This window comes from Pseudomonas entomophila (genome assembly GCF_013523165.1).
In the GTDB taxonomy this organism is placed as follows: domain Bacteria; phylum Pseudomonadota; class Gammaproteobacteria; order Pseudomonadales; family Pseudomonadaceae; genus Aquipseudomonas; species Aquipseudomonas entomophila_A.
The window spans coordinates 15,839-27,583 of the sequence record NZ_JAAMQI010000020.1 but is presented as its reverse complement, the minus strand read 5'-3'; the positions used below and the strand labels follow the sequence as shown (position 1 = coordinate 27,583).

The following is an 11,745-nucleotide window of genomic DNA, read 5'->3' as shown; positions in this document are numbered from 1 at the left end:
TGGCTTCGACCCAGAATGGAAGTGATGCACTGACTATCCGAACCAGTCGCGAAATCCCGCAATGCAAATCATTAGCAGTTGAAAGACGTGGAACGTCTTCAGCGCGCCGCCTGGGTATCTTGAACGCGATAGCCTTTCACCACGTCGTCGGCAATGCGCTCCAGGCAGGTCACGCTGGCGGTGCACAGGTACCAGGTCTGCGCATCGACGAACACCACGCGGCCACTGTTCCAGGCTTTCGTGCGGCGTAGCAGCGGGTTGTCCAGGCTGTCGAGGTTCAGCGCGGGCCGGCGCTCCATCACGGCGGTCCGGTCGATCACGTAGAGGATGTCAGGATCGGCCTCGCGGATGAACTCGTTGGAGATCGGCTGACCGTGCAGGCTCGCCTGGAGGTCGGTGCTGGCCGGCTTGACCCCCAGGGTGTCGAACACGTAGCCATAGCGCGACTTGACCCCGTAGGAGGTGAAGGCGCCATTGTTGTGCAGCACGATCAGGGCTTTTTCCGGGCGGCCCTCGGTCACCTGGCGCGTGCGGGCGATGGTGGCGTCCATCTGCGCGACCTTCTGTTCGGCCAGGGCCTGCTTGCCGAAGATGCGCCCGAGCGTTCGCACATGGGCCTTGGCGGTGTCGAGAAAGTCGCTGCGCTGGTTGGTCAGGTCGACATCGTCATAGACGGTCGGCGCGATCTCGCTCAGCTCGGCATAGCTTTGCGCCTGCAGCGGCGAGATCAGGATCAGGTCCGGCTTGAGCGCGTGCAGGCGCTCCAGGTTGGGCTGGATGGTGGTGCCGACGTCGGCGATGGCCGGGTCATCGCGGTAGGGCAGCAGGAACGTCGACACGTAGTCCTTGGCCATGCCCACCAGGGGCGCCTGCAACTGCACGACGCTGTCGACCTCGCTCATGTCGAAGGCCACCACGCGCTGTGGCGGCGCCTCGATCACGGTGGTGCCGAGCGCGTGCTCGATGCGCACCGGCGGGTAGTCGGCGCTGGACGTGGCCGCCGCGCTCGGCGCATCGGCCTTGGGCTGGTCGCATCCGGCCAGGGACAGGGCGACGGCCAGGGTCAGCAGGGACGTGGCGAAGGGTTTCATGGCAGCTCCGGCGAAAGCGATGGGTTGAAGTAGTTGCAAACGAATCCACGCCCGGCGGGCAGGATCTCGAAATCCAGGTCGAACAGCTCGCGCAGGCGCGCCTCGTCGATCACCTCGGCGACCGGGCCGCAAAAGCACACCGTGCCCCGTTTCATGGCCACGATGTGATCGGAGTAGTTGGCGGCGAAGTTGATGTCGTGCACCACCAGGATCACCGTGCGGCCCTGCTCGTCGCACAGCCGGCGCAGCGCGCGCATGATCAGCACGGCATGCTTCATGTCCAGGTTGTTCAGCGGCTCGTCCAGCAACAGGTAGGGCGTCTGTTGGGCGATGGTCATGGCCAGGAACGCCATCTGCCGCTGGCCACCGCTCAGCTCGTCGACGTACTGCCCGCGCAGGTGCTCCAGCGAAAGAAAGGCGATGGCCTCGTCGATGGCCTGTCTGTCTTCAACAGTGAGCGCGCCCTGGCTGTAGGGAAAGCGGCCGAAGGCGACCAGCTCGTCCACGGTCAGCCTGAGGTTGAAGTCCGGCGTCTGGCGCAGGGTCGCGACGCGCCTGGCGTAGTCGCGCACGGCCAGTTGGCCGATTGCCTGCCCGTCGATGCACAGTTCGCCGGCCGATGCCTGCTGGAGCCGGGCGATGAGCATCAGCAGCGTGGTCTTGCCCGCGCCATTGGGGCCGATCAGCGAGGTGATCCGTCCGCTCGGAAAGCGCACGTTGACGTCCGTCAGCACGGCGTTCTGGCCATAGGCCTTGGACACATGGCTCAGGGTGATCATGCGGTACCTCGTGTGCGCGTCATCAGGGCCAGGAAATACACCCCGCAGACCAGGTTGATCAGGATGTTGACCGACATGTTGTAGTTGAAGACCTGCTCGACCAGGTACTGCGCGACGATGAACAGCGCCATGGCCACCCCGCTGGCCAGCGGCAGTGTCGCGCGGTGGCGGAAGGTCCGTGCCAGTGCGTAGGTGAGGTTGGCGACGAACACGCCCATGAAGGCGGTCGGCCCCACCAGGCTGGTGGACACCGCCACCAGCACGGCGATCACGGCCATCTGCAGGCTGACCGCACGCCCGTGATCGACCCCCAGCACGATGGCCTGGTCGCGCCCCAGGGCCAGCACGTCCAGCACCGGCAGCGTGCGCCGTACCACCAGGCAGGCGAGGGCGGCCAGGACGGCGGAGTAGGCCACTTGCAGCGGCTGCGCCTTGTTGAACGAGGCGTAGTTGAAGCCTTGCAGGATCGAGAATTCCCCAGGGCTGACCTTGAGCTGGATGAACTGCGTCAGGGTGCTCAGCACCAGGCTCAGCACCAGCCCCACCAGCAACAGCAGGTAGACGTTCTGGCGGCCGTCGCGCAACAGCCAGCGGTGCAGCAGCCAGGAGTAGCCGAGCATCAGCACGATCGACAGCCAGACGTTGCCGTGCCGGCCGAGCAGCACCAGGCTGTGGGTGCCGAGCAGCAGGATGAGCAGAGCCTGGAACAACAGGTAGATGGCCTCGTAGCCCATGATGGCCGGGGTCAGGATGCGATTGCCGGTCAAGGTTTGGAAGATGACCGAGGCACAACCAATGCACACGCCGGCGACCACGATCGCCGCCAGGCGTGTCAGGCGCCGGGGGATGACGTAGGCCGTGTCCAGCCCCGAACCCAGCAGGACGAACGCCACCGCCAGGACAGCGACCAGCAGCCAGATGCCCTGGCGCGCGTTCAGGCGGCTCATGTCGATTTCCTCAGCAGCAGCACCAGAAACAGCACGCCGCCCACGCTGCCGGCCACCAGACCGATGGGCACCTCGAAGGGGTAGATCAACAGACGCCCGAGGATGTCGCAGCACAGCAGCATCGAGGCGCCGCACAGGGCCACCAGCGGCAACGTGCGCTGCAGGTTCTCGCCATAGCGCAGGGCGATCAGGTTGGGGATCACCAGGCCGACGAACGGAATCGCGCCGACGGTGATCACCGTGACCGACACCGTCAGCGCCACCAGCAGCAACCCGAGGGTGACGGTCGCCGTGTAGTTCAGGCCCAGGCTGCTGGCCATGCCTTCACCCATGCCCAGGACGGTGAAGCGTTGCGCGAACAGGTAGATGAGCACCACCACCGGTAGGATGACGAAAATGATTTCGTAGTTGCCCTGGACGATGCGCGAGAAGTCGCCCATCAACCAGCCTTGCAGGCTCTGCAGCAACTGGTGACGGTAGGCCCAGAATTCGGCGACGGCGCTGAGCACGCTGCCGTACATGAGGCCGAGCACCGGCACCAGCACGAGGCTCTTGAAGCGGATGCGCCGAATCATCGCCACGTAGGCCAGGCTGGCGGCGAAGCTGACGCCCAGCGCCATCAGCATCTTGCCGACGGTGCCGACGCCCGGAAAGGCGCTCACGGCGATCAGGATGCCGAGCTTGGCCGCGTCCAGGCCACCACTGGTGGCCGGCTCGACGAAGCGGTTGCGCACGATCTGTTGCAGCACCACCCCGCACACCGCAAGGCCGGCACCGGACAGCACCAGGGCAGCCAGGCGTGGCAGGCGGCTGGCGGTCAGTGTCAGCCACGCGTCCTCCGACAGGCCCGCCAGGTCGAGCCAGGTCATCCGGCCGACCCCGACCATCAGCGACACGCCGCACAGCACGCCGAACAGCACCACGAGTACGGACGGTCTCAAACGCAGGCCTCGTCCACAGGCTGCCCGGCGATGCGCCACCCCTTGGCGGCCTGGCGCTGAGCCAGGAAGTGCGCATACCGCCCACCTGCCTCACGCAGCGCTGTCGGTGTGCCTTGCTCGCAGACCCGACCCTGGTCGAGCACCACGATGCGATCGGCCATGGCCACGGTGGACAGCTGGTGGGCGATCACGATCACCGTGCGCTGGCCCTTCAGGCGCGCCAAGGTCTCGGTGATCGCTGCCTGATTGTGCGCATCCAGCGCTGCGGTGGCTTCGTCGACCAGCAGGATCGGCGCCGGCTTGATCAGCGCGCGTGCGATGGAGAGGCGTTGACGCTCGCCGCCCGACAGGCGCGCGCCGCCTTCGCCGACGGCCGTCGCCAGGCCCTGGGGCAGGCGTTCGAGCATTTCCGTGATCCCTGCCTGACGCGCCACCTCGAGCACTTCGTCATCGGTGGCATCGGGTTTGCCGAGGCGGATGTTGTCGGCGATGCTGCCCTGGAACAGGTAGGCGTCCTGGAAGATCTGGCTGATCTGCCCGGCCAGCTGGGCGCTGCTCATCTGCCGGACGTCCACGCCGCCGATGCGCACGCTGCCTTGCTCGGCGTCGAAGAACCGTGCGATCAGGCGCATCACCGTGCTCTTGCCCGAGCCGGAGGCGCCCACCAGCGCGGTCATGCTGCCGGCCGGAAAGGTCAGGTCGATGCCGTCGAGCACTCGGGGTTGGTCGGGGCCATAGGCGAAGCTCAGGCCGCGCAGTTCGACGCTGGCGTCGGCTGGCGCCTGGGCATGCTCGGGCAGGGGCAGGGGCAGGGGCAGGGGACGCGCGGCGAGCAGGTCGGCAACCGTGGCCAGTTGGCTGCGCGCGCCACGCAACACGTCGCTGTAGCTGGCGACCTCCAGCAGCGGGTCGACGAAACGCGTGGTCAGCAGCAGGGCCATGACCAACGCCACGCTGGTGCTGGCCGGCATACCCGAACCGCCCAGATGGCCCAGGGTCAGCACGGCGCCCACCAGCAACAGGGCGAACACCGCCTGTACCGCGCCGGTGTTGACCACCACCGACATGGCCGACACCCGGATCAGGTCCTTGCCGGCGCGCTGCTGCTCGTCGAGGGCGTGCTGCAAGAAGCGTGTGCCCCCGGCATCGCCGTTGAATGCGCGCAGCACGGACTGGGCCTGGGCGAACTCGATCATCCGCTGGCTGGCGCGTGCGGTCTGTGCATGGTGACGGGCGTCTGCGCGCTGACCCAGGCGTGCGGTGACGGCGAACAACGCCAGCAGCACCAGCAAGGCCACCAGGGCGATCATCCCCAGGCGCGCGTCCAGTACATACAACGCCACGCCAACCGTGATCGGCGTGACGATCGCCGTCAGCAGCGGGGTGAACACGTGGGCGGGCAACTGCGCCAGGGTCATCATGCCCTGGGTCGTGACGTGGTTCAGGCGTGCGGTGTTGGCCGCATCGAACCAGCCGACCGGCAGCTGCGCCATGTGTTCGCCCAGGCGGTGACGGCCCCCCTGCAACACGGCGATGCCGACGCGGATGCCCAGTTTCTCCACGACCCGGCGCAGCCACCAGCACAGTGCCACGCCAGCCAGCAGCACGGCCAGCCAGCCGGCAGCGGGTCCGGGCGCACCGATCAGCAGATGGGACAGCACGGGCACCACGGTCACGATGGTCAGGCCACTGAGCAGGCCGTAGACCAGGGTCAGCCCCAGGTAGCGGTACAGCACGCGAGCGTCCGCGCCCAGCAGTGCGATGAAGGTCTTCAGCATGGCGAGGGCGCCTCCTGGCGGTTCTGCGATTCATCTCCAAGCGCCCAGAGCCGGGCATAGTGGCCCTGGTGCGCCAGCAGTTGCGCGTGGGTGCCACGCTCCTCGATGCGGCCGTCGGCCAGCAGGAGGATCTGGTCGGCGTGCATCACGGTGTCGAGACGGTGGGCGATCACCAGCACGGTGCGGCCCTGGGCGAAGCGCGACAGGGCGCTCTGGATCTGCACTTCGTTCTCGGCGTCGGCGGCAGCGGTCGCTTCGTCCAGCACCAGTACCGGCGGGTCGAGCAGCACGGCACGGGCGATGCTCACCCGTTGCAGTTCGCCCCCGGACAGGTGAGCGTCTTCGCCGATCACCGAGTCGTAGCCGCGCGGCAGGGCGAGGATGCGTTCGTGAATGTTGGCGGTGCGGGCGGCCGCCTCGACCTCGTCCTGGGTGGCGGTCGGCCGACCGAGCGCGATGTTGTCGCGCAGGCTGGCGTCGATCAGGCGCACGTCCTGCAGCACGAAGCCGACGTGGCGATAGAGCTGGGTGCTGTCCAGCGTACGCAGGTCCGCACCGCCGAGGGTGATGCGCCCGCTGTCGGGGTCGAAGAATCGCAGCAGCAGGCGTGCCAGGGTCGACTTGCCAGCGCCGGATGGGCCGACCAGGGCGGTGACCGTGCCGGGGGCCAGGGTGAAGCTGACGTCCTCGAGCACCGGGGTGTCGCCGTAGCGGTAGCTCACCCGCTCCACTCCAATCGCGTTGTCCTGCGGCACGGTGGACGGATCGGCCGGCAAGGTCTCGAGCACCGGCGTGCGCAGCAGCGCGCCGACACGCTGCGCTGCACCCGTGGCATTCTGCAGGTCGTGGGTGATGTAGCTCAGCAGCAGCAGGGGCGCGCACAGGCCGGGTGCGACCAGGACGAAGGGCAGCAGGTCCAGCGGCTGCATCCAGCCCAGGGTGGTGAACAGCAGGCCGGCCGTGAGAATCACGCCCAGTACCGCGACCGGGGTCAGCAGCGCATGGGCATTGGCCATGGCGTTGACCAGCGGGCGCGTGAAGTCGGTGAACGCCGCGGCGAAGGCGTCCACTGCGCCGTGGTAGCTGGCATGGGCCTGGCCCTCGGCACCGAAGGCCTTGACCACCGGGATGCCATGGACGAACTCCACCACCGCGTTGTTGATCCGGGCCATGCCGGCCCCGAAGGCTGGCAGGTTGGCAGCGCTGGCGCGGGTGGCGCGCTTGACGAACAGGAAGAACAGCGGGAAGGGCAGCAGCGCCACCAGCGCCATGCGCCAGTCCATGGCGAACAGGTACACCACTGCCCCCAGGACCGCACCCAGCGCACGCCCGAGCGTGGTGTAGAAGTGCGCCGTCAGGCTGTGCAGGGTATCGATGTCGTCCTGCATGGCCTGCTTGACCTCTCCGGAGGCCTGCTGGGTGAACCAGCCCAGGGGCACCCTGGCCAACCGCTCGGCGATGGCCTGGCGCAGGTGACCGGTGATCTGGTTGTCCGCCAGGTGGGCACGCGTTTCGGCCAGCGCCATCAGCGCCATGCCCGCGAACAGGCAGACCAGGCTGGCACCGATCACCAGCCAGGTGTCGGCGAGCAGCCCTGTCTTGGGTCCGGACGCAGGTGGGCTCAGCATCAGCCGGGCCAGGTACGCGATACCGGCCAGTGGCACCAGGGTGAGCAGGCTGCCTACCGCTGCCAGCAGGCCGGCCTGGATCAAGCGGCCACGGACGGGGCGCAGGACGTCGGACACGCCCGTGCTGGGCGCGACAGTGGCTTGGGGGTGTTCGGTGACGCTCATCGACTCTCCTGTTCATGGCGGCCGGCGATGACCGGCAGTGTCCTGGGTGTCAGGGGCTGTCGCGACGCTGACGGGTGCTGCGGGGTATTCCGTACGAGCGCGCAGGATCCTCAATCGCTCGCCATCAGGCATGCGCACTGCAGGCCCGCATGCCGGCGGCGATGTATTTTTCGACGGAGGAGACCGAGACGTTCAGCTCAGCGGCGATCTGCCGATGCGGCATGCCGGCCAGGCGGTGCAGCAGCAAGGCTTCCCGGGCCTTGGCCGGTTGGGTGCGCAGCGTACGATCGATGTGGGCGAGCCGTTCCAGCGCCAGGGCACGCACCTCTTCGGAGGGCACCAGGGGTTCGCTGTGCTCGCGTAGTCCGGCCAGGTGGTTGGCTTCCAGGCGTCTTCGGCGATACAGGTCGATCACCAGGCCCTTGGCGATTTGCGCCAGGTGGCAACGCGATTCGGCAGCGTTCGGCACGACGCCACGCCGGATCATCTTCAGGAAGATGTCCTGGACGAGGTCGGCCGTGTCGATCGAGTTGCCCAGTTTGCGGCGCAGCAGCGTGGTCAGCCAGCGATGATGCTCGATGTACAGCCGCTCGACCTGTTGCCTGAGCGCGAACGTTCCGTTGTCCACGAGACCCTCCTGGGATGACGCCGAAGCAGCGTGCAAATAGACATGATTTGCATTAAGGTTACGCCGTCGGCCGATGCGATGCAACGTGTCGGTCACTCTGCACGGCCCGCATGCGCGGGCTTCTCGCCAGACCGAGGAGGGGTCTGCCGGCCTGCTGGCCGTCTCTGCCGACCTGGGTCCCGTTCGACAAGGTGGATATTTCCATGATGGAACGCTCTCCGGACACGCCCCCGGCGCTGTCCGCCACGCCACACGAAGCCCATGTGTGGCTGCTCCAGACGCAGTACCCTGAACTCACCCTCAAGCACGTCACGGCCTGGCGCCTGACCGACACGCTCGAGCCTTCCCGGCTGGAAGCGGCGCTCGCCGCCGTGATCGACAGCCTGCCTGTGCTCAACGCGCGCTACCGGTTCGACGATCAAGGCGACCTGCTCAAGCTGGCCGGCGCGCACTGGCGCGACTGCGTGCACGTGTGGCAGGTCTCGGGCGATGCGCAGGCCCGTGAACGCCTGTCGGCCTTGCAGGCGCAGCCCTGGGACCCGGCCAGCGAGCCGCCGCTCGCGGCACGGATCGTGGACACGGGCGACAGTCTGCTGCTGGCCTTCGTGCTGCACTCGATACTCGACCCCGTCTGCCGGGCCGACGACCTGTACCGCATGACCCTGAACGCCTATGCCGGGCAGCCGGTCGGGCGGCCCGACCTGCCCTGGCTGGACAGCAGGCAGGCGCCTGCGCAGACCGACGTGCAGACGCCTGCTGGCGCGCCGCAGGCGTCCTCGCAGACGCACGTCGAGGCGTTGATCCTCGACGAGTTCCGTCAGGCGCTGGGCGAGCCGGGCATGACCGCCAACGACGATTTCTTCGATTTTGGTGGGCATTCGCTGCTGGCCACGCGCATCGTCGGGCGGCTCGCCGGCACCCATGGCGTGCAGGTGCGCTTCAACGACTTCTTCAGTGCCTCTTCGGCAGCGGCCCTGGCTGCTCGGGCGCAACTGGCCGAGGCCGAGCACGACGAAGCGTCCCTGGCACTGTCGGACGATGTCTCGCAGGCGCCGTTCGCGCCGGCCCAGGCCTCGCTCGGGCGCGCCTACCAGGCCTTCGACTTCGGTACGATCTTCAACCTGCCGTTCGCCATGGACTTTGTCGACCCGGTGGACGAAGCGGTGCTGGAGCAGGCCTTCACCGACCTGCTGCACCGGCATGCCAGCCTGCGCACCACCTATCACTTCGACGCACCGACGCCCTGCCAGCGCCAGGTGCCGGTTGAGCGGCTGGGGCCGTACAGCTGGTTCTGGTCGAGCGCGCGCAGCCAGGGCGTTACCCTGGCCAGCGAAGCCACCCATTGCTTCGACCTGTCCCGCGAGTTGCCCCTGCGCGTGCGCGTGCTGCGCGACCCGCAGACCGGCCGCCAACAGTTGTCGTTGCTGGTGCACCACATGGCCATCGACGAGTGGTCGCTCAACGTGATGATGCAGGAACTGGCCCAGGCGTACGCCGCCAGGGCGGCCGACCGCGCCCCGGTCTGGGCGGCGCCGGCGCCGGCGTTCCAGGTCTATGCCCAGCAGGCCAGCGCCCGCGGGATCGACGCTCGGCACCTGGCGTACTGGACCGACCTGCTGCGCGATGTCACGCCCGGCCTGCACCTGCCTGCGGTCACATCGCCCACAGGCGCCGCCCAAGCGCCGGCCGAGGCGGGCTCGACCGAGGCACGCTGGTTCGAGATCCAGCCTGACCAGGCCACCATCGATGGGCTGTACACCTTTGCCCGGCAAAACGACGCGTCCCTGTTCGGCGTGCTCTACACCGGGATCGCCCTGGCCCTGCACAAGGTAGGCAACCTGCGCGAGCTGGTGATCGGCACGTCGGCGTCGGGGCGCACCGACCCGGTCTACTACGACACCGTGGGCTACTTCACCACCATGGTCGCGCACCCGGTGCGTTTCGAGCCCCGCCAGCCGGTCGGCGAGCTGATCGAAGGCGTCAGCCGGTTGATCAACGATTCCATGGCGTATGCCGACGTGCCGCTGGAGCAGATCCAGCAGGCGCTCGGGCGCACGCCCGACCAGGGCTTGCTGTTCGACGTGTACATCCAGATCCACGCCAACAATGCACTCAACGGCGCCTTGTCCACGCCGGCAGGCGAGGCGATCCGCTATCGGCAGATCGACCCGGACAAGAGCCAGTCCATGTTCGGCCTCCAGTTCGAGATCCTGGAAAACGTCCTGGACGGCAAGCGCACCCTGCGCCTGGTGGTGACCTACCTGACGGCGCGCTACAGCGAGGCGCAGATGGCCCGTGTCCGCCAGGCCATCGAGCAGGTGTTTGCGGCGTTCACCCGGGACGAGACGGCCGCGCTGTCGGTGCAGCACGTCATGGCATGAAGGTGTGAAGGCGTCATGCCCCTGTCGGCGCGGGTTGCCGGCAGGGGCGCTGCGTCAGGCGTCGTGCATGCCGTAGTGCTGGAACGATGAGCGCCGCGGCAGCCGGTAATGGGCCCGCCCCAGCAGTTTGTTGACGATCGTCGCGTTGCGAATGGCGGCGATGCCCAGGTCGGGCGAGCCGACCCCGTGCTGGAAGATTTCTGCGTTCTGCACGAACACACGGCCCGCGCCCTCGTCGCGTCGGCGTGCAGTGAAGTCCTCCTCGACGATGCAGTCGCCGTGCGCGTCGGTGACCAGTACCTCGTCCTTGAGCCGTTCGAACCAGCTCGGCCAGGCATGGCCGTAGCCCGTGGCCGCCACGATCGCATCGGCCTGCAGGGTGCTGGTCTGCTCTAGTTCGCGGTGGCGGTAGGCCAGGCGCAACGTGCCATCGACCTGCTCGACACGTTCGATCTCGCAGTTCGACAGCAAGGTGAGGCCCGGCTCGATCCCACCGATCGAGCGTTCGTAGATCAGGTCGTAGATGGCCGCGATCGTCGAGAAACTGATGCCTTTGTAGAGCAAGCCCTGATCCGCGACCACGTCCCGGCGGCGCTCGCGCGGCAGGCTGTGGAAGTAGCGCATGTAGGCCGGCGTGAAGCATTCCTGCCCGAGCTTGGAATACTCCATCGGGTGAAAGCCCGGCGAGCGGGTGATCCAGCGAATCGACGCCCCGGCGGCCACCTGTTCGGGCGTCAGTTCGCTGAACAGCGCCAGCACGCATTCGGCGGCGCTCTGGCCCGACCCGACCACCGTGACCTGCTTGCAGTGCGCCAGCTCGGCGCGGCGCTTGCCGAATTCGGCCGAGTGCATGATCGGTGCCGTGCCGCTCAGGCGTGCCCACGCTGGCAGGATCGGCGCGGTGCCCACGCCCACGGCCAGGTGGCGACTGTGGTAATGGCGCTTGAACCCGGACAGCGACTGGGTCTCGATTCGGAAGTACTCACCGTCGGCCTCGTAGCGAACGTCGCTGACGTGCTCGCCGAAACGGCAGGTGTGCAACTGCTGCGAGGCCCAGCGGCAATAATGGTCGTACTCGCGGCGCGGCACCTGGAAATGATCGTAGTAATAGAAGCCGTAGAGGCGATCGTGCTGATGCAGGTAATTGAGGTAGCTCAGGCGATGGGTCGGGTCGGCCATGGTCACCAGGTCGGCGAGGAAGGGGACCTGCAGGGTCGTGCCTGACAGCAGCAGGCCTTCGTGCCAGCGAAACGCGGCCTTGCGCTCGAGAAAGGTCGCGCTCAGGGCAGGCTGGTCTTCCAGCAGTGCGGCCAGTCCCAGGTTGAAAGGCCCCAGGCCAATCCCGGTGATGTCTACCAGGGGTGTGTCGTTCATGCGATCCCTCTCCTTAGGTGGGGTCGGTGTACG

Annotated in this window: 9 protein-coding genes; 1 reads left to right on the top strand and 8 read right to left on the bottom strand. The window is 67.5% G+C overall.

The features are described from left to right. Positions 1-98: 98 nt before the first annotated feature. From G7Z99_RS15470 to G7Z99_RS15440, 7 genes are all read right to left on the bottom strand, one after another. Positions 99-1,091 carry a siderophore ABC transporter substrate-binding protein gene (locus G7Z99_RS15470; protein WP_181095266.1) on the bottom strand — a complete coding sequence of 331 codons (993 nt, stop codon included), beginning with the start codon at positions 1,089-1,091 and terminating at the stop codon, positions 99-101. Continuing rightward, the gene (locus G7Z99_RS15465) at positions 1,088-1,870 is read right to left on the bottom strand and encodes an iron ABC transporter ATP-binding protein (protein ID WP_181095264.1); all 783 of its coding nucleotides are present in this window, start codon (positions 1,868-1,870) and stop codon (positions 1,088-1,090) included. Before G7Z99_RS15465 ends, G7Z99_RS15470 begins: the two co-directional genes overlap by 4 nt. Beyond that, the gene (locus tag G7Z99_RS15460) at positions 1,867-2,817 is read right to left on the bottom strand and encodes an iron chelate uptake ABC transporter family permease subunit (RefSeq protein WP_181095262.1); all 951 of its coding nucleotides are present in this window, start codon (positions 2,815-2,817) and stop codon (positions 1,867-1,869) included. Before G7Z99_RS15460 ends, G7Z99_RS15465 begins: the two co-directional genes overlap by 4 nt. Beyond that, positions 2,814-3,758, bottom strand: a complete 945-nt coding sequence (locus G7Z99_RS15455) for an ABC transporter permease (protein ID WP_181095260.1) — start codon at positions 3,756-3,758, stop codon at positions 2,814-2,816. Before G7Z99_RS15455 ends, G7Z99_RS15460 begins: the two co-directional genes overlap by 4 nt. Beyond that, a complete protein-coding gene (locus G7Z99_RS15450) occupies positions 3,755-5,536 on the bottom strand; it encodes an ABC transporter ATP-binding protein (RefSeq protein WP_181095258.1) in 1,782 nt (593 codons plus the stop codon). Before G7Z99_RS15450 ends, G7Z99_RS15455 begins: the two co-directional genes overlap by 4 nt. Continuing rightward, positions 5,530-7,329 carry an ABC transporter ATP-binding protein gene (locus tag G7Z99_RS15445; protein WP_181095256.1) on the bottom strand — a complete coding sequence of 600 codons (1,800 nt, stop codon included), beginning with the start codon at positions 7,327-7,329 and terminating at the stop codon, positions 5,530-5,532. The genes G7Z99_RS15450 and G7Z99_RS15445 overlap by 7 nt, the downstream gene beginning before the upstream one ends. A gap of 124 nt (positions 7,330-7,453) precedes the next feature. Further along, on the bottom strand, positions 7,454-7,957 hold the full coding sequence (locus G7Z99_RS15440; protein WP_181095254.1) for a sigma-70 family RNA polymerase sigma factor: 504 nt from the start codon (positions 7,955-7,957) through the stop codon (positions 7,454-7,456). Between the two features lie 203 nt (positions 7,958-8,160). Here G7Z99_RS15440 and G7Z99_RS15435 point away from each other — a divergent pair, with 203 nt between their 5' ends. After that, positions 8,161-10,338 (top strand): condensation domain-containing protein, encoded by a 2,178-nt coding sequence (locus tag G7Z99_RS15435; protein ID WP_181095252.1) that lies wholly within the window; start codon positions 8,161-8,163, stop codon positions 10,336-10,338. A 54-nt stretch (positions 10,339-10,392) separates the two neighbouring features. On the opposite strand, the gene basC is transcribed toward G7Z99_RS15435, so the two are convergent. Beyond that, positions 10,393-11,712 carry a putative histamine N-monooxygenase gene (gene basC, locus G7Z99_RS15430; protein WP_181095250.1) on the bottom strand — a complete coding sequence of 440 codons (1,320 nt, stop codon included), beginning with the start codon at positions 11,710-11,712 and terminating at the stop codon, positions 10,393-10,395. Between the last annotated feature and the right edge of the window lie 33 nt (positions 11,713-11,745).

Excerpts from the sequence above, each read along its gene's own strand:
- G7Z99_RS15465 (WP_181095264.1), bottom strand. The coding sequence starts at position 1,870 with ATGATCACCCTGAGCCATGTGTCCAAGGCCTATGGCCAGAACGCCGTG.
- G7Z99_RS15435 (WP_181095252.1), top strand. The coding sequence starts at position 8,161 with ATGATGGAACGCTCTCCGGACACGCCCCCGGCGCTGTCCGCCACGCCA.
- G7Z99_RS15450 (WP_181095258.1), bottom strand. The coding sequence starts at position 5,536 with ATGCTGAAGACCTTCATCGCACTGCTGGGCGCGGACGCTCGCGTGCTG.
- G7Z99_RS15460 (WP_181095262.1), bottom strand. The coding sequence starts at position 2,817 with ATGAGCCGCCTGAACGCGCGCCAGGGCATCTGGCTGCTGGTCGCTGTC.
- G7Z99_RS15445 (WP_181095256.1), bottom strand. The coding sequence starts at position 7,329 with ATGAGCGTCACCGAACACCCCCAAGCCACTGTCGCGCCCAGCACGGGC.
- G7Z99_RS15470 (WP_181095266.1), bottom strand. The coding sequence starts at position 1,091 with ATGAAACCCTTCGCCACGTCCCTGCTGACCCTGGCCGTCGCCCTGTCC.
- basC (WP_181095250.1), bottom strand. The coding sequence starts at position 11,712 with ATGAACGACACACCCCTGGTAGACATCACCGGGATTGGCCTGGGGCCT.